This window comes from Niveispirillum sp. KHB5.9 (genome assembly GCF_048066115.1).
Classification (GTDB): domain Bacteria; phylum Pseudomonadota; class Alphaproteobacteria; order Azospirillales; family Azospirillaceae; genus Niveispirillum.
Map to the genome: position 1 here is coordinate 149,336 of NZ_JBLTYX010000016.1, position 25,880 is coordinate 175,215.

The following is a 25,880-nucleotide window of genomic DNA, read 5'->3' on the forward strand; positions in this document are numbered from 1 at the left end:
ACCCCATCTACCGCCCCGCCTCCGCATAGGGCCCGGCCAGCACGCCCAGGAAGCCGCCGGCCGTGGCCGTGGACAGGATGGTGCCGTCGGCGCCGGTCAGCACCGGGACCCAGCCTTCGGGGCCGGCCGAGACCAGGAAATCATAGGCCCCGCCGCGCGCCGTCACCCGCAGCTGCACCGGACCGGTGGCGGGCACGGGCCGGGTCGCCAGCACCTTGCCCGTCTTGTCCTGCTTCTCCCCTGCCCGCACGGCGACACGCACGACGCGGGTACCGTCAGCTGCCCGCTCCAGGGTCAGGCGGTACCAATGCTCATCATTCTGCATGACGGCCAGGCCGGCGCGGTCGCCGGGCCTGTCGGGGGTGAAGCTGAGTTCGGTGGTGAAGCGGGCATCCATATGCTGCTGCCGCCGCGCCCAGAGCGAGGGGTCGGCGCGGTCGCCCAGCCCCACGGGGCGGGGGATGAGATGGAGGGCGCCATCCGCCAGCCGGTGCCAGTTGCCGCCCAGCCGGCGTGGGGTCATCCAATAGGGCGCCAGGGATGGCCCGTCGAAATCATCGCGGATCACCATGGGGCCGGTGGTGGGCAGCCCCGGATTGCCCGGCTTCAGGTTGGGCTTGGCAGCCTTGCGCGGGATGACGCTGCCGGCATCCAGGATGCGCGGCCAGCCATCGACCCAGCGCACGGGCAGCAGGAACGTGTCCCGCCCGGTATTGAACATCTCGCCCCCGGCATAGGGGCGCACGGCCAGAAACACGGCCCACCAGTCGCCATTGGGCAACTGCACCAGATCGGCATGGCCTGCCGCCTCCACCGGGTCGGCCCGGCCCGGCGACAGGTCGCGCTGCGTCAGGATCGGATTGACGGGGCCGGGTTCATAGGGGCCGGTGGGGGACTTGGAACGCCAGATCATCTGGGCATGGGCGGGGCCGGTGCCGCCCTCCGCCGCGGTCAGGTAATAAAAGCCATCCTTGGCGTAGAGATGCGGACCTTCGACATAGACGGGCTTGGTGGCGATATCGACGCCGCCATTGACGATCATCGTGCGCGGGCCTTTGGTGGTCAGGTTCTTGGGATCGAATTCCTGGATCCACAGGGCGCGGTGGCCCTCGTAATCCTCCTTGGCCCCGGCCGGCAGGTCGTTATTGACGATCCAGGCACGGCCATCCTTGTCGAAGAACAGGGACGGGTCGATGCCGTGGCCCAGGTCGGGAAGCCAGACGGGGCCGAACCAGGGACCCTTGGGGTCCTTGGCGGTGATCACGTAATTGCCGCCGCAATAGAAGCAGGTATTGACGATGTAGTAGAGGCCGTCATGGTGGCTGATCGACGGGGCGAACAGGCCGCCGGTCAGGCCGCCCTTGCCGACATCCACCATGCCCGGCCGGTCGATGGCGTTGGAGACTTGTGTCCAGTTGACCAGATCGCGGCTATGGAACAAAGGCAGGCCCGGCAGCCAGCCGAAGCTGGAATTGACCAGATAGAAATCATCGCCGACCCGCGTGACCGACGGGTCGGGATAGAAACCGGCCAGGATGGGATTGCGGTACTTGCCGGGCTCCAGGATGACCTTGGCGTCAATCGGGTCCGCCCCCTGATATTCGAACCAGTCGAACCGCGCCTCACCGGCATATCCGGCGTCGGATAATCCCAGCATCAGCGCGAGCGCCAACAGCGGCGCCCAAACTGCCTTGACCATGTTCCCCCCAACGCCATCCGTTTCGGATTGTTAGCGTTATCATGGGGAAAGGTGGGAGGCGTGTCCAGGGATTTGACGGGGCTGTCAGGGGGTACTTCCGCCCTCTCCCGCTTCACGGGAGAGGGCGGAAACAACAGATCACTTACTTCCGCTCCGCCGCGCTCGCGTCGCGCGCCGCGCGGAATTCGCTGTCCTGGCTCCAGTTGGGCCAGTCGCGGCCGTCGGCCAGACGGCGGCCCAGGCCATAGAGCAGGCCCATATCCAGCTTGGCGCCTTCCAGGTTCCAGTCCGCCGACCATTCATCGTCGGGCTGGTGGTACTTGTCCTTCACATAGGCATCGCGCCAGGCCTTGCCGGCCTTCACGCCGCCATCCACCAGATCCAGGCCGCCGCCGAAGGAGATGGCGGGCACGCCGGCCTTGGCCATGGGGAAATGGTCGGAGCGGAAGAAGCCGCCGGCTTCCACGCGCGGATCGGGCGTATAGGTACGGCCGACCTTCTTGCCCTCTTCGATCAGCAGATCGAGCAGGCCCAGCTTGGCCGTGCCGGAAATGGTGAAATCCTTGGCGGGGCCGGGGCCGATGGTGCCATCCATGTTGATGACGCCCACCGTCTTGCCCAGCGGATAGACCGGGTTGGAAGCGTAGTAGGTCGAGCCCAGCAGGCCCTTTTCCTCCGCCGTCACCGCCAGGAACAGCACCGAGCGTTCGGCCGGACCCGCCGCCTTGAAGGCACGGCCCAGTTCCAGCAGGGTCGCCGTGCCCGAGGCATTGTCCAAGGCACCGTTGAAGATATTGTCGCCATTGGCGTCGGGCTGGCCGACGCCGATATGATCCCAGTGCGCCGAATAGACCACCGTCTCATCCGGATACTTGGTGCCGGTGATGCGACCCAGCACGTTCTTGGAGGTGATGACCTCGGTCTTCACCTTGTAATCGGCCGACAGGGTGGCCTTCAGCGGCACGGGCTGGAAATCGGCCTTGCGCGCATCGGCCCGCAGCTTTTCGAAATCCAGACCGGCGGCCTTGAACAGATCGACGGCGACGTCGCGCTGGATCCAGCTTTCAAAGGCGGTGTGGGCCGATTTGGGATCGGTGCGCACGATGTCGAACATCGTGTTGGGGTTGGAGCTGGCCACCGTCGCCCAGCCATAGGAGGCCGGCGCGGTCTCATGCACGATCAGCACGCCGGCGGCACCCAGGCGGGCCGCCTCTTCATACTTGTAGGTCCAGCGGCCGTAATAGGTCATGGCCTTGCCGCCGAACTTGCCCTCCGGCCCCTCGAAATCGGGGTCGTTGATCAGGACGACCAGGATCTTGCCCTTGACGTCCTGGCCCTTGAAATCATCCCAGCCGCGTTCCGGCGCCTTGATGCCGTAACCGACGAACAGCAGCGGCGCATCCTTGATGGTGACGCTGTCCTGGCCGGTCAGGGCGGCGCGCACCGCGATGTCCTTGGCCTGGGTCAGGGCATGTGTCTTGCCGCCATAGGTCAGCGACAGGTCGGGCTTGCCCACGATGTCGGACATGCGCAGCGGCACATCCTGGGTCCAGCCGCGCTTGCCATCGGCCCCGATGGTACCGCCGGGTTCCAGCCCGGCCGCCGTCATCTTCTCGATCAGGAAGGCGACCGTCTTGGTCTCCCCCACCGTCGCGGGCCCACGGCCCTGGAAATCATCGGCCGACATGACGCGGATATCGTCGGATACGCGCTTCACATCGAATTGCGGTTCGGCCGCGAAGGCCAGCGTGGAGGAAAGAGCGGCCGTGGCCAGCAGTAGATACTTCATGTCCGATTGAAGCTCCCTGGATTTCGTATACGATCCATAACAGAGACGGGAAACCTTACCAACTGGTTAAGCAGCAGTGCCTAAAATCGCGGCGCGGATGGGGCCAATTCGGCCGCATGGCGGGGCGCCGCCGGAAACGGGTCACCCCTCCCCGACCGTTGGCGCGCGGGTGCTGCGGACGCGCAGCCGCTCCTCCTCCACGATCACCTCGGCCAGGGCCGGCACCCATTTCTTCAGGTTTTCCTTGGCACTGGCCGCCGGTGGCAAAGTCATGCCCAGCTGTTCGGCGCGTTTCGCCCAGTCCAGGCGTTTGGAAACTTCCGCCCCTTCCAGGAAACGCAGCGCGGCATCGGCCTTGGCGGCGAAGACACCATCCTCGCGTGCCGCCAGACGCTCGCCACGGCGCTGGGTTTTGGGCTTGGCCATCTCCTTGGCCGCGCGCTCCACATCCTCGGCATTCTTGCGATGGATGCGGAAGACGCAGCCGACCACGCGCCCGCCGCCGCGCCCGCCGCCCTGGCGGATCTCATGCAGGGTAGCCATGAACTCGCCCAGCCGCCCGATCTCCTCCAGCGCCGGATCGAGCGCGTATTTGCGCAGGTCCTTCCAGTCCTTCAGCTTGTCCATGCAGCCCAGGATGCCGCGCAGCTCGTCCACCTTGGTCTGCCAGTAGGGCTCGGCGGCGTTGCGGTCGGAATAGCGCTTCAGCACCTCGTAGAGCGTCAGGGCGTACTTGCTCTCGAACTCGTAGATGATGCGCAGCGACAGATAGGAATAAAGCGCCGGCTCGCGCAGCCGCTCCGACACCCAATTGTGGAACGTGTAGGTCAGCGTCCCGCCCTCGATCCGGCAGGGGCCCAGCAATTGCGAGCTTTCCCAGCCGGCCGTGCCGTCGGAGCGCAGATAGTTGAACTGGCAGAGAACCTTCTGCAAAGTCTCGATGCTGGCCTTAAGCCTTGTATTGTTGACGTCGGCCGTGCCGTCGCGCACCTCCGCCGCGAAGCGGCGGATGGAGGCAAGCTCGATCGAATGGCTTTCCACCTTGCCCAGGCTTTCGTAAGCATGGGCCAGCAGATGGTTGAACAGGCGGCGGTCGGCCAAGGTCAGGTCGGCATCGGCCTTGATCTCCACCGCCCCCGTGGCCTTCACCAGGGTGAGGGGGGTCTTACGGGCGGCCGGGCCGGGGCTGGGTGGTTTCGCTGCCATGGGCGGAGTGTAGGTCGGAGGTTGGGGGCCGGCAACTCCGAATTCCCCACCCTCCCCCTGGCCAAAACTCCGGTTCGGGGCTGGCCAAAACTCCCCTTCAGGGCTGGCGAAACCTCCCGATAGGGCTGGCGAAACCTCCGGAAAGGGGGGTGTAAACGGTTGGAATGATTGGGTGATTTGGCCCTTAGGAATCTTACTAGGAATCTTAGGAACTTCAGGAAAGGCTGGAATTTCAAGGGATTCGGAGATTTCGCCAGGGTCTGGGATGGCGCGGATTACCGTGGGCAGCGGACCACATTCGGAGGTTTCGCCAGGGTTCTGGTGCTGAAACAGGGTGTTGCGAGGTCGAATGGCACCTCGGCGCCACTTTCCTTTCACGAATCGGAGGCCGGCATATTCCCGCCGTTCGGAGATTTTGCCAGGGCGTCTGGCGGCCAGCAGCCGCTCATGTGCAACATCATGCAACAGATTATCCATGGTGCATCACCCCATTCGGAGTTTTGGCCAGCCCACCGCGACTCCCAGCAAATCCGCGGGTCTCAGAGGCAACGATTCGGAGTTGGCGCCAGGGGGGGAGGTAATTCGGAGATTTCGCCAGGGTAGCGGATTCGGAGTTTTGGCCAGGGCGACTCCGAGGCTGCGCAACGTCGCGCAGCGGGAGTAAAATGGTGGTGCATAGAATGGGAAGGACAATAGGCATCATCTGCACCTCGATAATCGGAAATTAATCCTATATCGGGAGTGCCATGAAGGCAATGGTGTCGTCAGGATACTCGACGCAACAAGTCCGCTACCTCCCGGTCCACCAGTTCCTTGGGCACGCGGAAGCCGTCGAATCGCTCATAGAGTGGCGTCACCAGTTCATGGATAACGTCGGGGAGATTCTGCACGATTTGGGTGATTGAGGCTGTGACTGACAGATCAACCGTATCGGCGAGACTGCGATAAGTTCCTGGCGGCATGGATGAGCCAGTACCGCCCCAGGAAATCAACTCTCTAAACGCCAAGCCGCGATATCGAGCCGAGAAGTGAATCTCCGCCTGTCCTTTGGTCAAGTTCTCAGCAAGGTTTCGGGCATGCAGCAGTGCTTCCGTCAGCCGCCATATCGGAAGCTGAATATCAAAAACCCGGCCCGGAGCCGGGGTGTCGGAGTCATCCTCCTTGAATCCCCGCTCCAGAAAGGCTTGACCGGCGGAAGAAATGCGCCAGAAGTCGGTATAGGCTGGCTCATTCAGGAATAATTTCTCCCCAAGGCGCCCTATCCAACATTCAATAATGCCGTCTGCAAGGATTTGCGGCGAAATACCGTCCCTGGTCGGCGCCCAGAACGAGCCCCAGCCTGTGAGCCGTACAGTCAGTTGCGGCAGAAGCGGTAGCAGTTCCTTTTCACCAACTTTCTGTAAGTCCCCTCTGATCTCGTAATCCACCTGATATCCCCCCAGCGAATGCCGTGCAGGAGCATCAGGCGGCAACGGCGCGATCAATTCCTGCCAGCGTGCCCGCGCCGCCGCAATAAAGGCCGCATGGCTGCCTGGGGCAGGCCCCTCCTGCACCAGCCCCACCACATTCAGGATGGAAAGCGCCCTTCCCAGCGACAGGGTCGTCTCGCCCTTGTCGAAGGCGATGATCACCGGCTTGCTGACCCCGGCCAGGTCGGCATGGGCCTGCTGGGTCAGGCCTTCCTGCTTGCGGCGGCGGATGGTTTCGGCCACCAGTTGCGGCCAGTCGAGGGGCTGGATCATGGGGTTACCCGTGCACAGGCGGCGTGGACGATGTCGGCATATCGGTGGACGAAGCCGTCGACCCCCTCCCCGGCCGGTGGAACCAGTTTCGGGCTGGCGGCGGCGCGGGTGGCCAGGTCACGCAGTGCCCGGCGGGCGGCGCGGTCCGGCAGGCCGATGGCTTCGGCGAAATCCAGCAGCAGGGCAGCGTCGATCCGGTCCAACGGTTGGTGGGCGCCGCACAGGGTCAGGGCCGTGCGCCGGTCGTAGCTTCCACCATAGTGCAGCGTGTTCAACAGGTCATAGGCGGGGGACAGGCGCATCCCGGCGGGTGTTTCCAGCAGCGAGAAATTCTTCAGATGCGCGTCGGCATTGCCGATCAGGACCGATATCACCAGCTGGCGGAAGAACCGGTTGAGATCGATCACCGGGCGGGCGGAATGGCGGGTGATGGCATCGGCCACCTCCTCATAACTGCCCGCATATTTGCCGCGATAATCGTTGCCGCGCGGGCGGGCCAGGATCTGGGCGAAATCCTCCATCCGCAGCTTGGCACCGTCACCGGTACGGTCGAAGCGGGTGACGAGCAGGCACGGCTCCTCATACCCTTCCACGAAGCTGTTGCGGAAACCCGTCACCTGATCGGCGCCCAGGATATGGGCAGCCAATGACAGGCTGAGGAATTCGTTGCGCACCAGGCTGTCATTGCTGGCGTGATTGAACTTGGCGATATGGGTGGCCGGGCTGTCGATGGTGGCGGGGTGGAAGTGCTTGGCATTTTGGAAGGCCAGCAGCTTGCGCTGTACCCCGCTGATGGTGTGGCCGGGGGGGGCTTCGTCGGACCAGGCCGGGTCTGCAGCCGGTTGGGCGGCTGGATCGGTGGGCAGCACCGACACCGCCCCGATGCAATCGCCGCCATAGCGCAGCAGCAGGCCGAAATCATCCTGATCCTCGATCCGGCCGGCGCGGGCCTGGCGTTCGCGCAGCCAGCCCTCCGCCCCCAGATGCTGGAAGAACGGGTGCAGGCCGACGGACCAGCCATGTTCTCCTGCTGACACCGGCAGACCGCAGCCGATATCCTGCGTCCAGCCGGTGTCATAGACAAAGCGGCTGCCCCCCGCCGCCGTTTCCGACAGCAGGCCGGCCCTTTGTCCCCTGAACAGAACCTGTGCCGTGCGCAACCGACCCTCCTGCTGGTCATGGATACGTTACACGGGGCCCATAATAGTCGGATTTTGTATCATTTGGTAAGGTATAAGGTTCTGGTTGAGGTATAGGTAAGGAAAAGTCATTAATATGTTACTTTATGTGGAATTTGGATAATTAGGTAAATAATAACTTACAAATCTGGATAATGCGCGGGTTGATGCGTCTGGTGGTAAGGAAAAACTGACTGTGTCGGCCGGCCGGGACCGGAGGATGTCCGGAAATAGCCGAACTGTGTGCCCTGCTGCCTCCGCCGACGGCTGACCGGCAGGTGAACAGGCAATTGTCTCCCGACAAGCTTGCCGTTCCGCAAAAGGGGCATTTCCGCCATGATCGCCGCGATGCTTGGCCGGGCGGGTTCGCATGCCCAGCTTTGTTGCCATGATGATGCGGGGGGCCACCCCGCCGGACCCTATTGTGGAAGGTGTGAGATGGTTGCCGAAACGCTGCGCCCGCTGGGGCTTTCCGATGCCGATCTGCTGCGCGACCGGTGCGTGGTGGGTGGCGTCTGGCTGGGTGCGGACAGCGGGGAGACGTTCCCCGTGAAGAACCCCGCCACGGGCGAGGTGCTGGCATATGTGCCGAAGATGGGTGCTGCGGAGACGGCGCGTGCCATCCTGGCCGCCAATGAAGCCCTGCCCGCCTGGCGGGCCAAGACGGCGCAGGAGCGGGCCAAGCTGCTGGAGCGCTGGAACGATCTGATGCTTGCGGCTGCCGATGATCTGGCCCTGCTGCTGACCCTGGAACAGGGCAAGTCGCTGGCGGAAGCCAAGGGCGAGATCGTGTATGGCGCCAGCTTCATCAGCTGGTTTGCCGAGGAAGGGCGCCGCGCCTATGGCGATGTGATCCCGACGCACAAGGCGGGATCGCGCCTGTTCGCCATCAAGCAGGCGGTGGGCGTGGTCGGGGCCATCACGCCCTGGAACTTCCCCAACGCCATGATCACCCGCAAACTGGGCCCGGCGCTCGCGGCGGGCTGTACGGTGGTGCTGAAGCCGGCGGAGGCCACACCGCTGTCGGCCCTGGCGCTGGCCGTGCTGGCGGAGCGGGCGGGCATTCCGGCGGGCGTGATCAATATCGTCACCGGCGATCCGGTGGCGATCGGCGGGGCGCTGACCGCCTCGCCCATCGTGCGCAAGATCAGCTTCACCGGCTCCACCCGTGTCGGCCGCCTGCTGATGGCGCAGAGTGCGGAGACGGTGAAGCGCCTGTCGCTGGAACTGGGCGGCAATGCGCCGTTCATCGTGTTCGACGATGCCGATCTGGGGCCGGCGGTCACCGGGGCCATGGCATCCAAGTACCGCAATTCCGGCCAGACCTGCGTCTGCGCCAACCGGGTGTTCGTGGAGGATGGCATCCATGATGCCTTCGTGGCGCGACTGACCGAGGAAGTAAAAAAGCTGCGGGTCGGCAACGGGGTGGAGAAGGGCGTCAACCAGGGGCCGCTGATCAATCTGGCCGCGGTGGAGAAGGTGGAAGAACTGGTGGCCGATGCCCTGGAGAAGGGCGCCACGCTGGTCACGGGCGGCAAGCGCCATGCGCTGGGTGGCTGCTTCTATGAGCCCACGGTGCTGACTGGCATTACCGGTGAGATGCGCATCGCGCATGAGGAGATTTTCGGGCCCGTCGCCGCCATCCAGCGCTTCAAGGGTGAGGAGGAGGTGCTGCGGCTGGCCAACGATACCGAGTTCGGGCTGGCCGCCTATTTCTACAGCCGCGACATGGGCCGGATCTGGCGCGTGGCAGAGGGGCTGGAGAGCGGCATGGTCGGCGTGAACGAGGGGCTGATCTCCACCGAGGTGGCGCCGTTCGGCGGCGTCAAACAGTCCGGGCTGGGGCGCGAGGGCAGCAGCATCGGGTTGGATGAGTATCTGGAGGTGAAATACATCTCCATGGCCGTGGGGGGCTGAGGTCCCCCCTGCCCGGCCGGGTATGGGAAATCAGATGGCCCGCTCCTGCAAACAGGAGCGGGCCATTTTTATTTCATATCAATGGCTTGAGAGAATCCGGTCGATCTCTCCGCGCAGCCGTTCCAGCTGCTGGCGCTGCGGGTCGCTCAGCGGCTGGGGTGAGGCCGCGAAGCGGGTCACCAGGGGTTCCAGGCGGGCCACGGCACCCGACAGGACCTTGGCGGTGGGGGCGGCCGGATCGGGCTGCTTCATGGGGACCGGGGTCCCCTGCCCTGCCCCGGCCGCCCGCGCCTCACGCAAGGCCTTGACCGAGGCGCCACGGCGCAGCAGCGACAGGAGATGCTCGCGCTCCCCCTCCCCGCTCGCCAATGCCAGTTCCACCATGGCGTTGCGCGACAGGTGCAACGTTGCACATTCGGCCAGCACCGGCTCCGGCAGGGTCAGCAGTTTCAGGACGCGATTGACCTGGGTGCGGCTCCAGCCCAGGGCGCCGGCGGCGGCCTCCTGGGTATAGGCGTGGCGTTCCATCAGGGCCTGGATGCCGCTGGCTTCCTCCAGCGGCGACAGGTCGACGCGCTGCAGGTTCTCGACGAGTGCGATTTCTTCCGCGTGGCCATTGGTGACGATGGCGTGGATGGTGGGACGGCCGAGCAGGCCGAGGGCGCGCCAGCGGCGCTCGCCGGCGACGATCTCGTACTCCCCCCTCCGGTCGGCGATGGCGCGGACCAGGATGGGTTGCAGCAGGCCCTGCTTGTCGATGCTGTCGGCCAGCTGGCGCAGCGCATCCTCATCGAAATGGCGGCGCGGCTGGTCGGCGCGCGGATGGACATGGGCCCGTTCCACCTCGATCAGGCGGGGGAATTCGCGGGAGATCAGCGAGCCGTCGCCGCGCGCGGCGACATCGTCCATGGCCCGGCCGAAGGCGGACTTACCCTTCTGCAGCTTCACCGGCGATCTCCTTTGCCAATTGCATATAGGCCTGTACCGGGTGGTCCTGCGGCAGGGCCTCCACCGCGATGACATTGTTATAGGCGGCCTGGTTGATGCCGGTGCTCATCCGTACCGGCGCGAAGACGCGGCCCAGGTCGGACTGTCCGGTGAAACGCTCGCGCAGGTCGGCCAGCACCTCCCGGTCCACGGTCTGGCGGTCGGTATACATGGTGGGCAGCACGCCCAGCACCGTCAGGTCATGGTTGGTGAAGCGGCGCACGCGGCCGATGGTCTTCAACAGCAGCGGAATGCCCAGCAGATCGACGGGGCGCGTGGCCACGGGGATCAGCACATGGTCGGCGGCGTTCAGCGCGTTGATGGTCATGGAGCCCAGGTTGGGCGGCGTGTCGATCAGGATCCAGTCGTAATCCCCCGTCACCTCCGCCAGCGCCGCCTTCAGGCGGGTTTCGCGGCCGACCAGGCCGGCGGCACTGTCAAATTCGGCCAGGGCCACGCCGGACGGCAGCACGTCGAAGCTTTTCAGCCTGATGATCGTGTCGGCCACGGGCCGGTCATCGACCAGCACGGCATGCAGGGTGGCGCCCTTCTCCTCCAGCTCGATGATGTCGCAGCCGACCATGGCCGTGGCGCTGGCCTGCGGGTCTGCATCGACCAGCAGCACGCGGAAGCCCAGGCGGGCGAAACAGGCGGCTAGGTTGACGGATGTGGCGGATTTGCCCACCCCGCCCTTCTGGTTGGAACAGGCGATGACGCGGGCCTGTCCCGGCCGGGCGCCGACGCCGATCAGACGCAGGACGGCATCGGGAACAGGTTCCTTGCCCCCTTCCCAGCGGCTGATCCGCGCCTTGTCATAGGAACGGCCCAAAGCCTCGTTCAGGTGCCGCGCGCAGGCCTCCTGCGTCAGTTCCTTGCGCTTGCGGAACGCCTTCAGGGCATCGCCGGACATGACCCAATCTCCCTTTGTCACGGGATCAATTGGGGGCAGGGCAGGGGAGTTGTCAACGATGTTGACGGTTGAGTGTCAACCTTTAAGCATCAAAAATAGGGTTGTGCAACGTTGCACAACCCTATTTTTGATGCTTTGCCTGATTTCTGGTGCCCTCACCCGAACGGCTTGTCGATCGACGGCGATGGCTGCGTGAACCATTCCGCCCCCGTCTCGGTGATGAACATATGGTCCTCAAGACGGATGCCGAAAGCGCCGGGGATGACGATCATCGGTTCGTTGGAGAAGCACATGCCGGGCGCCAGCACATTCCTGTCGCCACGCACCAGATAGGGGCCTTCATGGATCTGCAGGCCGATGCCGTGGCCGGTGCGGTGGGGCAGGCCGGGGAGCTTGTAGTCGGGGCCCAGGCCGTTTCGTTCCAGCACGGCGCGGGCGGCGTAATCGACGCTTTCGCAGGTCTCGCCCGGGCGGGCGGCGGCGAAGGCGGCGGCCTGGGCCTCATGCTCGATGGCCCAGATGCGGCGATGTTCGGCGCTGGGTTCGCCATAGACATAGGTGCGGGTGATGTCGGAATGGTAGCCGGAAATCTGGCAGCCGGTATCGACCAGGACGATATCGCCTTCGGCCAGTTCCTGGTCGCCGGGCAGGCCGTGCGGGAAGGCGGTGGCCAGCCCGAACTGCACCGCGCAGAAGGTGGAGCCATTGTCGGCGCCCACGGCGCGGTGTGCCTGGTCGATGAAGCGTTTGACCTCGCTGGCTTTTATGCCGGGGCGCAGGATGGCGGCTGCGCGGCGGTGGATGTCCAGGGTCAGGCCCTTGGCATAGGACAGCAAGGCCAGCTCGGTGGCGGATTTGCGGCCACGGCAGCCATCGACGACGGGCGTGGCGTCCACCACCTTCAAGGTGGGGGCGGCGTCGCGCAGATGGGCGTAGAGCAGGAACGGGGCGGCCGGGTCGAGCGCCAGGGTCTGATACCCGGACACCGCACTGGCCAGCAGTTCGGCCGGGCTCTCATCCTCTTCCCACAACAGGATGTCGGCATCGATGGCGAGCACTTCCCGCAGCGACCCCAGTTCGAAGGCCGGGCAGATCATCGCTGGGCGACGGCCACGGCGCAGCAGCAGGGCGACCAGCCGTTCGGTGGCGCCCCACGGCACGCCGGTGAAATAGCGCAGGCTGGCCCCGGCGCCGATCAGCAGGGCGCCAGCCCCCAGGTCGGATGCCAGCCGGGCGGCCTTTTCCAGCCGCTCGACATGTTCGGCCGGCTGGATGGCGGGCGGGCGGGCCTTGCTGTGGTCGATAGCCGAAAGGGAAGCCAGTTCGGCCGCTGCCGTCGATCCACCGATGCTCATAAGACGCTCCTGACAGGTAAAGGGGGCGGCGTGTCCGCGCCGCCCCTTGTTGGGCGAAAGCATAATCGGGAAGGGCAAGCCTGTGCAGCTGTCCGGTTGGTCAGTCCCGCGTTGCGCCGAGGATCGTATACCGTATAATAGACGGAGAAGGAAGGGAGTGGCGTGATGCGCGGAATGCTGGTGGTGGGCGGGGGTGTGCTGGGTTTCTGTACCGCGCTCGCGTTGCAGGATCGTGGCCTATCCGTCTCCCTGTTGGATGAGGGGCCTTCGGTCAGGCCCGCGTCATGGGGCAATGCCGGCCATATCGCGGTGGAACAGGTGGAACCGCTGGCCAGCCCCGCCACCCTGTTCGGCGTGCCGGCGCGGCTGCTGGCCCGCGACGATGCGCTGTCACTGCCGCTGCGCGATGTCGGGCACTGGCTGCCCTTCGGGGTGCGGCTGGCGCTGGCGTCGCGGCCCGACCGGTTCGCGGCCGGCAAGCTGGCGCTGAAGGGGCTGATGGCCGATGCCATGCCCGCCTGGGAGCGGCTGGTGGCGGGGCTGGCGCGGCCGGACCTGCTGATCCGCGACGGGCATTATGTGATCTGGGACACTGCCGGCAGTGCGGCGCGGGGGATGCGGCGGCTGCAGGCGGGCGACCATGGCACGGCGCGCTTCCGGGCGTTGGAGCCGGGGGAGGGGGCCGCACTGGCCGCCCTGCTGGGCCGGGTGCCGGCGGGGGCGGTGCGCTGCGTGGGCAGCGGCCATATCGCCGGGCACGACCTGCTGTTCGATGCCATGCGCGACCGGTTCCTGGGGCGTGGCGGGGTGCTGCTGCGCGGGCGGGCCGCCGGGCTGCCCGTGGCCGGCGGACGGGCCGTGGTGGCGCTGGAAGGCGGCGGGGAGCTGAAGCCCGAGGGCGTCATCGTGGCGGCGGGCGTGGCCAGCCGGACGCTGATGGAAAGCGTGGGGCATGTGGTGCCGATGATCGCGGAGCGGGGATATCATCTGCAGGCGGAGGTCGGAACCTGGCCGGCCGGCCTGCCGCCGCTGGTGTTCGAGGATCGGGCGCTGATCGTGACGCGGTTCCGCGACTATCTGCGCGCCTCCAGCTTCGTAGAGTTCAGCCACCAGGACAGCCCGCCCGACGCCGGCAAATGGGAGCGGCTGCGCGGCCGTATCCGCGACCTGAGCCTGCCGTTTGCCCTGCCGGGGGCGGAATGGGTCGGGTGCCGGCCGACCCTGCCCGATTACCTGCCCGCCATCGGACGGTCGGGCATGGCCGCCAACCTGCTCTATGCCTTCGGGCACCAGCATCTGGGCCTGACCCTGGGGCCGGTAACGGCGGAGATCGTGGCCGGGCTGGCGACGGGGCAGGGCAGGGGGCCGGGGGCCTTTTCGGTGGAACGGTTCGGCGCTACAGCCTGATCCGCAGCCCCGCCAGCCATTGCCGCTCCGGCCCGATATTGGTCAGCCCGTCGCTGCGCCGGCCGGTTTCCACCCGCGCGCCCGTGACATTCTCCGCCGTGGCGTAGAATTCCAGGTTGGTGTCGACCTTCCACGCCGCATAGAGGTCGCCCACAATGTAGGCGTCCAGCGTGCCCAGGTTGCGGCTATCCTCGAACTGTTTGCCGGCGGCCCGGATCTGGGCGCGCAGCGTCAGGGACGGGATCGGCATCCAGGTGGCATCGATCGTGCCGGAATGGCGCGGCGACTGGCCCAGCTGGTTGCCGCGCAGGGCGGCGATGCTGCCGGGATCGGTGATTTCGCTGTCGCTGTAGAGATAGGATGCGCCAAGGCGCAGCGTCTGGGCCACCTGCCAGGCCAGTTCCAGTTCCGCCCCCTTGACCGTGACCCGGTCCAGGCCCCGGCGCTGCGCCAGGCTGCCGCCGGCCGGCACGAACACACCCAGTTCGGTATTGGTGCCGGTCGTCGTCTGGATCACGACATTGTCCACGGCGTTCTTCAGCCGCACATGGAACAGGGTGGCGCTGGCCGTGACCCCGGCGCCGGGCGTCAGACGGATGCCGCCTTCCATGCCGCGCATCCGTTCCGGCTGCAAATCGGCATTGGCTTCAGTTATATCATTGCCTACCCGGAATGGACGATACAGCTCATTCAGGGTGGGCAAGCGGAAGCCGGTATAGGCGGCGGCTCGCAGGCCGAGAACGTCGTTGGCCTGCCAGTCGATGCCGGCGCGGCCATTGGCCACCGTGCCGTCGCGCGTCGCGAACTGGTCGTTGCGGACCACGGCGCCGGTGGCGCTGTCGGTCTCCAGCCGATGGCCGTCCTTGTTGCGCCAGCCATCCAGGCGGCCGCCGGCCGACAGTGTCAGACCCGGCACACCGGTCCAGGCATGCTCGATGAAGACCCCGCCCACCTGCTGTTCGCCACCGGCATCGCGCAGGCGGGTATAGCGGCCGGCGGTGTAGGTGAAGCGTTCCTTCGTCCGCCCGTCCGTCACGCGCAGATCGGCGCCGATATCGGTCTCGTGGCCCGTGGCGGGGGTGAAGGAGATCTGCAGGATGCCGCCCTTAGCATTGGCCGGCACGTCATACTGGTCCAGCGACGGGGTTTCGGCGGTGCGGGTGGCGTTCACGCCGGAAAAGGTGCTGGCAAAGGACCAGTCGCGCCAATAGGCCACCGCCTCCCACCCGACCTTGCCGGCGTCACCGACCAGGCGCAGGCTGGCCTCCGTCGCGTCGGTTTCATTGTTGGTATAGGGGGTGCCGTTGCCACGGCTTTCCTTGAAGCCCGACAGTTTGGCCGTGGCCGACACGCCGCCGATCATCGTGGCCAGCACGCCATCGACGGCATAGGCGTCGCTATCGGCCTTGATATCGATGGGGCCGCGCCGGGATTTCTCCACCAGCATCACCCCGTCGGTACGGAAGGCGCTGCCCGACAGGCCCATATGCCAGCCATCGGCGCTGCCGCCCACGGCGGCCTGGCTCATCCAGGTGCCGTCGCCGCCGCCGGCCAGTTCCATGTCGACGCCGTCGCGCTGCTTCGTCTCAATCCGGATGGTGCCGGCGAGCGCCGAATTGCCCCAGGGGCCGGCGCCACCGCCACGGGTGATGGTGACACTTTCCGCCGATGCGGTGGGCAGGCGCGACCAATAGACCCAGCCGCCGAACGGGTCGTTCACCGGTACCCCATCCACCAGCACCAGGGTGCGGCCGGCGCCGTTGGGCCCGATGCCGCGCAGACTGACGCCCTGTGTCGTCGGGTTGGCGGTGCGTGAACCGGAACGGCGGAACAGGCCGAAGCCCGGCACGGCGCGCAACGCCTCGTCCAACCGGCGCTGCGGGGCGGTGGCCAGGGTCGCGGCATCCAGCACGGTGGGACCATAGGCGCGCTCATAGGCCGGCACCCCGTCGCGCCGCCCGGTCACGATGATCTCCGCCACCTGGGTTTGCGGGCCGGCATCCTGGGCGGCGGCCGTGCCCGCGACCAGCAGCGCGGCACCGGCCAGCAGGCGGGCGGAAAGGTGGCGGGTGGCAAGCATCAACGCGTCTCCGGTCAGCAAAACCAGGGTTCCGGCGGAAAGGGCGCTTCCACCTACCATCCATGCCGATGCGTGGGCAACGGCCGTCCACCGGGTGATGGCGGGACGGGTCGCGGCATCGGGGCTAACCCCCTGTCGCGAAGGGATAATCCATCGGCCTGAACGTGAAGGCGCTTCTGCTTCGCCGCGCGCGGTTGTACTATTCATACAGGTCCTGGTTGCGTCCAGGCACCTGCCGGGGGGAAGGGGATGAAATATTTCGCAGCCATGGCCGCCGCTTGCCACACGGTACGGTGAGGGACCGGCCATGCGTCATCCATCCCTTCTGGTGCTGATGCTGTTCCCACCCTTGCTGGGGGTGCTGGTCATCGCCCTTGCCGGCTGGCTGTTCCTTTATCCCGGCCTGATGGCGGAGGTGCGGGAACGGGAGCGGCTGGCCTTTGCCCAGGCCGGGGCCGTCACCGCGTCGGAAATGGCCGACCGGATCGGCGGGACGGATGAACCGGATGAAGGGGCCGTCGCCCGTGCCGGCCTGCGGTCGCGCGCCGATCTGGTGGTGCTGACCGATCCGGCCGGCCATATCACCTTCGCCAGTGATGAGGGCCTGCGCCACATGGCCCTGGCCGGGCTGGGGCCGGTGCCGGCGGAATTGCGGCTGGCCGTGGCGGACGGGGACTGCGGCGACGGGCTGGTGATTGCCGATGGTGACCGGCTGGTTGCCGGCTGCTGGGCGCTGACAGGTGAAAATGGTGGGCACCTGCTGCTGGTCCGGCGCATCGACCAGGCCATGGCGATGGCCCGTACCGACCTGCTGAACCAGGGGCTGCGGCTGGGGATCGTGCTGCTGGTGCTGGTGGCGCTGCTGGTTTTCCTGTCGGTGCGGCTGATCGTGCGGCCGGTCAGGGTGCTGGCCGCCCGCGTGGCAAGGGCCGGCGCCACGGACGAGCCCATCGCCCTGCCCGGTACCGGCATCCGGGAACTGCGCGATTTCACCCTGGTGCTGAACAACGCCCTGTCGTCGCTGCGCCGGCGGGAGCGGGAATTGCAGTCGATCCTGGACACGGCCGTGGATGGCATCGTCACCATCGATGCCCAGGGCACGATCCTGCAGGCCAACCGCGCCGCCGCCGACCTGTTCGGCCATCCGGTGGGCGCCATGCTGGGCCAGTCCGTCGCCATGCTGATGAACGAGGCGGACGCCGCCCGCCATGTCACCTATGTGACCAGCTATATCGAGACGGGCCATGCCCGTGTCATCGGCAAGGGACGGGAGGTGGTGGCGAAACGGGCCGACGGGTCCACCTTCCTGGCCTGGCTGTCGGTGGGGCGGCTGGAACTGCCCTCGGGCCTGCATTTCACCGCCCTGATCCGCGACGTGACGGCGGACCGGCAGGCGGAGATCGAGATGCACCGCCTGGCCCATCGCGATCCCGACCTGGATATCCTGAACCGCCGGTCGTGGGAGACGGGGCTGGAGGATATGCTGGGCGCTGGTGCCGAGTTCTGGGTGCTGCTGGCCCATGTCCGCAATCTGGACGATCTGGCCGTCACCTTCGGTCCGCAGGTGGAAACACCGGTGATGGGCGCCGTGCATCGGCGCATCCAGGCGCTGCTGAGCGATTGCGAACTGACGGCCCGGCTGACCCGGCGGCAACTGGCCTATGCCGTGTCATCGCCGGGCGGGGAGGCGCCGCTCTATCTGACCAACGCGCTGGCGGCGTCGTTCCATGACGGGGTGGATCTGGGCGGACTGTCCATGCTGCCCGACGTGCATTTCGTGGTGATGCCGCAGGCCCAGCTGTTCGGCGGGCGGGAGGCGCTGGTCCTGGCCCAGGATGCCGGCGGCAGCTGGGCGGCGCAGACGGCCGAACATCGCGCCAGCCCCGTCTTCACCTATGACGACCATGTGTCCCGCGCCATCCGGGAACGGACGGAAGTGGCGGCGGAGCTGCCGGGCGCCATGGCCGCCGGCCTGCTGTACCCCGTGTTCCAGCCGCAGGTGCGCCTGAAGGACGGGTCCGTGCGCGGGGTGGAGACGCTGGTGCGCTGGCGCCGGGCTGACGGTACGCCCGGTCCCGGCCCGGCAATATTCATTCCGGTAGCGGAACGTCTGGGGCTGGTGGGGGATATCGACCGGCTGGTGACGCGGCGCACGCTGGAGCAGATGTCCGACGGCCGGCTTTGCCTGCCGCGCGATGCGGTGATTTCCATCAATGCCTCGGTCAAGGAACTGGCCGATCCGGTCTGGCTAGACGGGTTGCTGGACATTGTGCGCGATGCCGGCATCCCGCCCGGCCGGCTGGAGATCGAGGTGACGGAGACGGCGGTGATGGAGAACCTGGACCGCACGGCCGGCGTGCTGGCGCATCTGCGGGCGGCGGGGGTGAAGGTGGCGATCGATGATTTCGGCGCCGGCTATGCCTCGCTCTCCTATCTGAAGCACCTGCCGGCCGACCTGATCAAGATCGACCAGGGCTTCATCCGCGACCTGGCCGACAGCCGCCGGTCCCGCCATATCGTGGGCGCCGTCATCAATCTCGCCCATGACCTGGAGATGGAGGTGGTCGCGGAAGGCGTGGAGAATGCGGCCATCGCCGAGATCTTGACGGAGATCGGCTGCGACATCGGCCAGGGCTGGCATTTCGGCCGGCCGATGGAGGCGGCGGCGCTGGCGGGGTTCATGGCGGGGCGGGGGTAGGGATCGAGCCACAATAAATCCGTCATCCCGGCCTTATACCGTCATCCCGGCTTGCGCCGGGATGACGAGGGGTGGGTTGGACGCCCCCTCAATCCCCCCTTACTTCCTCCACCATCTCCTCCAGCCGTTCGAAATCCGGCACGAACAGGCTGTTGCCCTGGCGGATGACGATATTGTCGCGGGACAGGTCGCTCATCACGCGGGCCACGGTCTCGCGCGTGGTGGACACGCGCGACGCGATGTCGGAATGGATGGGGATGGGGGTGATGTCGGCCTTGCCGTCGGGGCGCAACCCGGCCTTGGCCAGGCGCAGCAGTTCGGCATGGACGCGGTTGTTGGCGCCAAGCGTCGACAGGTCCATGATGCGGCCGGTGGAGGTGCGCACGATCTGGGTCAGCCGGTGCATGACCTTGGCGGCCACCCCCTGATGGCGGGTCGCCGTTTCCAGGAACAGGCGCGGCGACATGAAGGCCACCAGCGTTTCGGTCAGCGCCACGATGCTGGCCGAGCGCGGGCCGCCATCGATGGCCGACAATTCCCCCAGGTATCCCCCGGCCTCGATATCATCAAAGGTGATCTCCCGGCCCGACAGGGAATAATTCACCACCCGCACCCGGCCTTCCACGATCAGGCAGACATCGCGGCTGTCGGACGAGCGGTCGACAATCTGTTCCTGGGGATGGAAATGCCGCCAGCTGCATTGGCGGGCGATGGACACCCGCTCCTCCGCCGTCAGGCTCTGCAACAGGTCGATCCGGTCGAGATTGGCGTTATGGGCGTCGCTCACGTCTTCCATCCGGGGTGGGTGGTCGTTAATGGAATGTATATCTAGGCCCGCCCGCTGCAAACCGCTACGGTTATGCCATTGTTTTTCCAGCGACGGTGACGGGGGTGCATGATGGGCGGCACGGATGGGGGCGGGAAGCGACGGGGACTGGCGCTGTTCGCGGGCCTGCATTTGACGCTGGCGGCGCGGCTGAAGGCCTATCTGTTCACCGGCATCCTGGTCACCGCACCGATTTCCATCACCCTTTATCTCGCCTGGCTGGTGGTGGATGGGGTGGACCGGCTGGTCGATAATGTGTTGCCGCAATCCTTCCACCCGGACCAGCTGCTGCCCTTCACCCTGCCGGGCCTGGGATTGCTGCTGCTGCTGGTCTTCCTGATCCTGGTCGGCATGGTGTCGGCCGGCATGGTGGGCAGCCTGATGGTGCGACTCGGCGAGGCGGTGGTGGGCCGCATGCCGGTGCTGCGCGGCATCTATTCCGCCACCAAGCAGATATTCGAAACCCTGCTGGCCCAGAAGTCGGACGCGTTCCGCGAGGTGGTGCTGGTGCAGTTCCCCCATCCCGGCGCCTGGTCCATCGCGTTTGTCACCGGGGCCGCGCGGGGCGAGGTGGCCAGGGTGCTGGCCGGGGAGGCGGCCGATGACATGGTCAATGTCTTCGTCCCCACCACGCCCAACCCCACCTCCGGCTATCTGATCTTCGTGCCACGGGCGTCGGTGAAGCCGCTGCGGATGAGCGTGGAGGATGGGTTGAAGATGGTGGTGTCCGGCGGGCTGGTCGTGCCGGGGGATGCTGCGGAAGCCCTGGACGCTCCGCGCGTATAAATCAGAAATATCTTCTCTCAATGATTGCGGTTGCGACCGTCACAAATGTTTGGTCATAGTACCATCCGCACCCAGGATAGAGAGAGGGGATGGGGATGGGACGCAACCGGAATTGGCGCTGCCGTGGTGGCGCATTGCTGGGCGCCAGCCTGCTGCTGACCGCCTGCGGGTCGGTGTCGGCGGAGCCGCCGCGCCTGCTGAAGGCGCCCGACGTGCTGAAGCCGGTGGAACAGCCGCAGCAGCAGCAAGGCAATGACGAGAAGCCGCGCGGCGAGAACCTGTTGAGCCCCGGTGCCCTGTCGGCGGCGATCCAGCAGGGCCGCGAGATCCACCTGCCGCTGCTGATCCATTATACCGATGGCACCATCTACAACCCGGCCACGGGCAAGGATGACAAGGTGCGCCTGCGCTCCTACGGCGACCGGTTCCTGGCGCCCACCATCCTGATGGAACCGGGCCAGACGGTGCGCATCAGCCTGATGAACCGGCTGCCGCTGGAACCGACCTGCAATATCGATCCGAGCACGGGCAAGCCATACGACACCAACGCGCCGCATTGCCCCAACAACACCAACCTGCACAGCCACGGCCTGTGGGTGTCGCCGACCGGCAACAGCGACAATGTGCTGCTGAATATCGAACCGACGGTGGATTTCCAGTACGAATACAATGTGCCGGAGGATCATCCCGCCGGCACCTTCTGGTACCACCCGCACAAGCATGGATCGACTTCCATGCAGGTGGGCAGCGGCATGGCCGGCGCCCTGGTGATCGAGGGCAAGCGCCCGCCCACCCTGGTGTCGCATGGCGACCTGGACACGCTGCTGAAATCGGTGACCACCAATGCCGACGCGGCGTCGCAGGTGATGCTGATCCAGCAGATCCCGTACGCCTGTTTCGACGACAAGGGCAATATCGAGAAGGATGCCGCCGGCCACTGGATCTGCAAGGACGGGCAGATCGGCAAGGTGGAGAATTTCAAGGCGCAGTTCGATCCCAAGGCCTGGAGCCAGAGCGGCCGTTTCACCATGTTCAACGGCACCGTCCGCCCGCAGATGCAGGCCAGGCCGGGTCAGCTTTACCGCTGGCGCCTGATCCATGCCGGGGTGGAAGAGACGATCAACCTGCGCATCCGCAAGGTCGGCGATGTCGCCAAGCTGGCCACGCTGCTGAAATCCGCCAAGGATGAGACGAACGAGGTGCTGCGCGCCTGTACCGGCAAGGATGTCAGCCAGTACGAGGTGGCGACCGACGGCCTGACCCGGCCGGCCGTGTTCAAGAAGGAGGTGAACAACCTGCAGCCGGGTTACCGCAGCGACATCCTGTTCGTGCTGCCCGAAGCCGGGCGTTACTGCGTCTATGATGACAGCGACGGCAAGGACCCGGTGGCCGGCACCGACAATGCCAAGATCATCGGCTTCATCGACGCGGTGGGGACGGAGAAGGTGGCGGACAGCACGGCGTTCGTCAGCCAGAAGCTGCTCCAGGGCAGCAGCTCCCTGCCCAGGGATATCGGGGACAAGGTCCGCAGCGACCTAGCCGACGGCCTGAAACTGACGCAGTACGTGCCCCACAGGACGATCACCAACGAGGAGATCAAGAAGTGGGGTCAGAAGGATGTGGATATCACCTTCAACATCAACACCAAGGTCACGCCGACCCAGTTCACGGTCAATGGCAATGAATATGATCCGAAGGTGATCAACCAGACCCTGGTCCTGGGCACGGCCCAGCAATGGATACTGAAGTCCGACTTCGTGAACCACCCGTTCCACATCCATGTGAACCCGTTCGAAGTGGTGTCGATCATCGACAAGCGCACCAAGCAGGAATGGGTGGGCGGCATCTATGACGGCATGAAGGGGACGTGGAAGGATACGCTGATCACCGATCCCAACGCCGTGATCACGGTGCGCACACGGTACAACCGCTATATCGGCGAGTTCGTCCTGCACTGCCACATCCTGGACCATGAGGACCAGGGCATGATGCAGAATGTGCAGATCGTGCTGCCGGGCGCGGATGGCAAGCCGATGCCGGAGGGGCATCATTGAGAGGGGCGTAGGGATCAAGGCCGCCGGGGTTCACCCCGGCGGCTTTTCAATCGGAGAGCGTGCTGGTCGTTCCGTCTTCCAAGCACCATCAATGACGTAGCAGTGGAACTCGGGCTAAATGGCGTTCAATGTTTTCCCGAGCCTGAGCGTCATATCCGAAATCATTTTGATTGTTTTGCCAAGCGTCCAGGATAGCAATCCGCGCCTCGTTCACCCACGACACCATAAGGCCGTCTTTGACGCCGATCTTGCGGGCCATGCGCCGAAAGGTCTCATCGGTCACGTCTTCCCATCGTTTCGACCCTCCAAAATTCAACGCCAACGTATCATTCGGCTGGTATTGGATGGTAGAGACTAAATCATAGGCAGGAGAAAGCGCCGCTTTGACACCATCTGGATAGATCATGCTCCAGTTCTTGTGGTGCATATCGCCGTTTCCAGATGCAATCATGAACACAAGGCGGCGTACGTACTCGGCGAGATCGTCTTCCATCCCCAAAGCCCCGATCAATCTCGCCAAGCTTTCGTAGTTATACCTGTCATATTTCTCTTCTGGATACAGGCCAAGAATCTGGGCGAAATCCTCCATATGAACCCGCGTGTCGGGAGTAGGACGGTCGAAACGGCGGATCGCCAGAGCTTGGGTTTCAATGAAATCATTATATGACAATGGCAAGCCCGTCATGTCAGCGATGGGCACAAGGGCTATTTCGGGAATAGTGATGTCGCTAGCCTCAGCCCATCGCATCGTCGCATATTCGGTTCGTGGGACATCGCGGAACCGGGCATCGGGCAATTTGACGATCCAGTCGCCGCCACGGCCAGTGGCCGGGATCGTCACGCCACGATCAGAGCGGCGGGCAGAGAACTTCAGTTGCACTCCCGCCAGGGAAAAATGCCAGGTGTCAGCGTTCCCGCCACCAGCAGCCTCCGCGAGTTCTTCCTCAACGTCCGGCAACTCCATCTCGGATTCATCCAGGACGATACGCACTGCACCAGGCAAATCCTCACCGAGGTGACGCAACAAGAAGAATTCACGCGTGGCGGGTACGCCAGCCTGTTTAGCGATCAACTCGCGCAGAGCGCCTTCCGGAAGTAGGTTGGAGAACCAAGGCGGCACCCGAGCGCGGGTGCTCCAAATCTTGTCGGGATCGTCCAGGAAAATCTGCCCCAGCACCGGTCTGGGGTAGGCGCGTTTATAGGATTCCAGGAGACGGAAATCGCTGCCGTCGCTGGCACTGAGAGCGAGCCGGCCCACGGGCAGATCACCGAGCAGAACGGAAAGAACCTTGGCCATTCACATGTCCTCGTCCTCGGCCAGAAGTGCTTCGATGGAGGGGCGGTCGCTCTCCTCCCAACGCGCATGCCGGGCGAAGAATGACGCGCAATGGCGCTGCAGAAAGTCGGCCCTCAACCCTAAGAAGCTGTTGACGTCCCCGTCATGTAAAGCCTTCGCCGCAGCTTCGGGGATTCCATGGGAAGCAAGGACTTCCGGGTCACGCTCCAGAGCCAACCGCCGGCGCAACCCCGGAAAAGGAGAGTGGATCAAACGGTTGGCGGCAGATCGCAGAGCTGCGGCATCGTGCGTGGCGAAAATGGAAGGCATGGGAAAATCCTGATGCTCCGCCTCTGCATCCTGACCAATGTCTATTGGCTTGCCACTATTCAAGTCCCTTGGCCTTAGGTCCAGCATGGCCAAAGCCAGCAACTTGCTGGTGGCATAACGAAAATTGAACGCATCGCGAATGTCTGGGAAAGATTCGGGGCGAGCCTTAACCAGTTCCAGCAGGCTCTGGACAGAAGCCTCTTCTCTCCCTTGGTCAATGCGATTTAAGGTGTTTCGAGTGGAGACTGTATCGCCGCGGTGGGTACCGGTCAGGGCACCGCGCCACACCCAACGCACCAGCAGTTGCCGGGACCGTGTGCCGGGATCGGGATAAAGGTGGAAGAACTTACCCAAAAGCACGAAGGGCTGCTTATAAGGCATGAGTTCATAACGGGGAATACCTACATCGCCCATAAGGAACTGGATGACCCGACGTGCGGCATCCGCCGTCTGCTGATAGGCGCGTTCAGCGTCAGAATCTTTCAGGCGGAGCGGTCCCTCCCCCTTACCCTCAACCACATCTCGACCTTGCAGAACCCGCAATAGCCGGAACAACAGTTTTTCCTCCACCGGGCCGAACCCCGTGGATGCCAATTCAGAAACGATCTGACGCAAAGACGCAGGCCGAGCTCGGCCGCGTGCACCATTCAAGGCGTCAAACACCTCTGATTGCTTGAGCGGATGGCCACTGGAGTTGGTGCGCCCAAAAATCTCTCGCAGGGTTTGCTCCTGCTCCGTACGCACCAGATAGGCAGGGATTTCATATTCACGAATGCGTTTACCCACGGTAAACGCCCGCTCTCTCCGCGCTGGCTGATCGACAGTATGCCGAAAGACCCATTGCATCAGTTGTTCAGAGTCCAGCACTTCAGTCATCGGCAGGTAGCGGGATGGGTCTTGGTCACGATCCTTAGGGGGGCCGACGAATACTCGCTCGTCCAAATCAAAATACAGTGCAAAACTGTCTCCGTCTGGTGACGGAGCCAATAATACGCGGGCCAGGGACATCAGCCGTTGCTGTCCATCAACCACCCATAGGGCATCGCTACGTGCTGTGCCCCCTACCCGAACAGTCCCAAAGGTCACTTCGCCGACCTCGGCACTGGTTTCCCAGAACAGCAGAGTGCCGATGGGATAGCCGCGCCATAGGCTGTCCAGGAGCTTAGCGGCGTCATCTCGTTCCCACCGCAAGCCGCGCTGGAAGGAGGGAATGCGCATCCGTCCCCGCTTCAAATCCCCCAGCAGATCCTCCACTTTGAACGTCCGCGCCTCGGGGCGGCGATCCAGGGATTCGATTGCAATGGTGGCTATCGAATCATGGTCATCGACCGTGCGGGCCTCGCTCTCCAAACTTGCACCCTTATCCATTGCCGCACCTATGTCTTGCACGTTCCTGATTGCATAATTCGCGGAAACATAAGGTCAATGATCTTCCCGGCATCAATCATGGACCATCCACAAGCTCACAAGGTTACAATAGCCACGATGCCGGATAGCTGGCTATGGCTGGCGTAAGTTGCTACCCATGCAATATACGGGTCATCTCCGCTACCAACCGACACCTGAAGGCCGACCGGGCAGGGTAGGCTGACTTTCCGTCGGCATCTGTCATGGTTCGTCCATTAATAACGGGGCTGCAT

17 protein-coding genes are annotated in these 25,880 nt (G+C 64.9%); 5 read left to right on the forward strand and 12 right to left on the reverse strand.

The genetic code is table 11. The annotated features are described in order from the left end of the window. Positions 1–7: 7 nt before the first annotated feature. The 5 genes from ACM9HJ_RS22730 to ACM9HJ_RS22750 all read right to left on the reverse strand — a co-directional run bounded on the left by ACM9HJ_RS22730 (position 8) and on the right by ACM9HJ_RS22750 (position 7,596). A complete protein-coding gene (locus tag ACM9HJ_RS22730; RefSeq protein ID WP_416574055.1) occupies positions 8–1,699 on the reverse strand; it encodes a glycoside hydrolase family 43 protein in 1,692 nt (563 codons plus the stop codon). A 142-nt stretch (positions 1,700–1,841) separates the two neighbouring features. Then, a complete protein-coding gene (locus ACM9HJ_RS22735) occupies positions 1,842–3,488 on the reverse strand; it encodes a M28 family metallopeptidase (RefSeq protein WP_416574056.1) in 1,647 nt (548 codons plus the stop codon). A gap of 141 nt (positions 3,489–3,629) precedes the next feature. Beyond that, entirely contained in the window at positions 3,630–4,694 is a 1,065-nt protein-coding gene (locus ACM9HJ_RS22740; RefSeq protein WP_416574057.1) for a replication initiation protein, read from the reverse strand. Positions 4,695–5,458: 764 nt separating this feature from the next. Further along, positions 5,459–6,436 carry a hypothetical protein gene (locus tag ACM9HJ_RS22745; RefSeq protein ID WP_416574058.1) on the reverse strand — a complete coding sequence of 326 codons (978 nt, stop codon included), beginning with the start codon at positions 6,434–6,436 and terminating at the stop codon, positions 5,459–5,461. Beyond that, the gene (locus ACM9HJ_RS22750; RefSeq protein WP_416574059.1) at positions 6,433–7,596 is read right to left on the reverse strand and encodes a type II toxin-antitoxin system HipA family toxin; all 1,164 of its coding nucleotides are present in this window, start codon (positions 7,594–7,596) and stop codon (positions 6,433–6,435) included. Before ACM9HJ_RS22750 ends, ACM9HJ_RS22745 begins: the two co-directional genes overlap by 4 nt. A gap of 456 nt (positions 7,597–8,052) precedes the next feature. Here ACM9HJ_RS22750 and ACM9HJ_RS22755 point away from each other — a divergent pair, with 456 nt between their 5' ends. After that, positions 8,053–9,531: an NAD-dependent succinate-semialdehyde dehydrogenase gene (locus ACM9HJ_RS22755; protein WP_416574060.1), complete on the forward strand. Its 1,479-nt coding sequence runs from the start codon at positions 8,053–8,055 to the stop codon at positions 9,529–9,531. 78 nt (positions 9,532–9,609) lie between these two features. Here the strand turns inward: ACM9HJ_RS22755 and ACM9HJ_RS22760 are convergent, their stop codons facing one another. From ACM9HJ_RS22760 to ACM9HJ_RS22770, 3 genes are all read right to left on the reverse strand, one after another. Then, complete coding sequence (locus ACM9HJ_RS22760) at positions 9,610–10,479, reverse strand: ParB/RepB/Spo0J family partition protein (protein WP_416574061.1); 870 nt, start codon at positions 10,477–10,479, stop codon at positions 9,610–9,612. Beyond that, complete coding sequence (locus ACM9HJ_RS22765) at positions 10,460–11,428, reverse strand: AAA family ATPase (protein ID WP_416574062.1); 969 nt, start codon at positions 11,426–11,428, stop codon at positions 10,460–10,462. The genes ACM9HJ_RS22760 and ACM9HJ_RS22765 overlap by 20 nt, the downstream gene beginning before the upstream one ends. A gap of 155 nt (positions 11,429–11,583) precedes the next feature. After that, positions 11,584–12,783 carry a M24 family metallopeptidase gene (locus ACM9HJ_RS22770; RefSeq protein ID WP_416574063.1) on the reverse strand — a complete coding sequence of 400 codons (1,200 nt, stop codon included), beginning with the start codon at positions 12,781–12,783 and terminating at the stop codon, positions 11,584–11,586. Positions 12,784–12,948: 165 nt separating this feature from the next. On the opposite strand from ACM9HJ_RS22770, the gene ACM9HJ_RS22775 reads away from it, so the two are divergent. Beyond that, positions 12,949–14,190 (forward strand): NAD(P)/FAD-dependent oxidoreductase, encoded by a 1,242-nt coding sequence (locus ACM9HJ_RS22775; protein WP_416574064.1) that lies wholly within the window; start codon positions 12,949–12,951, stop codon positions 14,188–14,190. Here ACM9HJ_RS22775 and ACM9HJ_RS22780 read toward each other — a convergent pair. Continuing rightward, positions 14,180–16,270, reverse strand: coding sequence for a TonB-dependent receptor (locus tag ACM9HJ_RS22780; RefSeq protein ID WP_416574065.1), 2,091 nt, complete (start codon positions 16,268–16,270; stop codon positions 14,180–14,182). The genes ACM9HJ_RS22775 and ACM9HJ_RS22780 overlap by 11 nt on opposite strands. A gap of 307 nt (positions 16,271–16,577) precedes the next feature. Here ACM9HJ_RS22780 and ACM9HJ_RS22785 point away from each other — a divergent pair, with 307 nt between their 5' ends. Beyond that, complete coding sequence (locus ACM9HJ_RS22785) at positions 16,578–18,968, forward strand: putative bifunctional diguanylate cyclase/phosphodiesterase (protein ID WP_416574066.1); 2,391 nt, start codon at positions 16,578–16,580, stop codon at positions 18,966–18,968. Positions 18,969–19,056: 88 nt separating this feature from the next. On the opposite strand, the gene ACM9HJ_RS22790 is transcribed toward ACM9HJ_RS22785, so the two are convergent. Next, positions 19,057–19,755, reverse strand: coding sequence for a Crp/Fnr family transcriptional regulator (locus ACM9HJ_RS22790; RefSeq protein WP_416574067.1), 699 nt, complete (start codon positions 19,753–19,755; stop codon positions 19,057–19,059). A gap of 108 nt (positions 19,756–19,863) precedes the next feature. On the opposite strand from ACM9HJ_RS22790, the gene ACM9HJ_RS22795 reads away from it, so the two are divergent. Continuing rightward, on the forward strand, positions 19,864–20,580 hold the full coding sequence (locus ACM9HJ_RS22795) for a DUF502 domain-containing protein (RefSeq protein ID WP_416574068.1): 717 nt from the start codon (positions 19,864–19,866) through the stop codon (positions 20,578–20,580). 95 nt (positions 20,581–20,675) lie between these two features. Further along, on the forward strand, positions 20,676–22,634 hold the full coding sequence (locus ACM9HJ_RS22800) for a multicopper oxidase family protein (protein WP_416574069.1): 1,959 nt from the start codon (positions 20,676–20,678) through the stop codon (positions 22,632–22,634). Between the two features lie 88 nt (positions 22,635–22,722). On the opposite strand, the gene ACM9HJ_RS22805 is transcribed toward ACM9HJ_RS22800, so the two are convergent. After that, a complete protein-coding gene (locus ACM9HJ_RS22805; protein ID WP_416574070.1) occupies positions 22,723–23,931 on the reverse strand; it encodes a type II toxin-antitoxin system HipA family toxin in 1,209 nt (402 codons plus the stop codon). Continuing rightward, complete coding sequence (locus ACM9HJ_RS22810; RefSeq protein WP_416574071.1) at positions 23,932–25,608, reverse strand: DUF262 domain-containing protein; 1,677 nt, start codon at positions 25,606–25,608, stop codon at positions 23,932–23,934. Between the last annotated feature and the right edge of the window lie 272 nt (positions 25,609–25,880).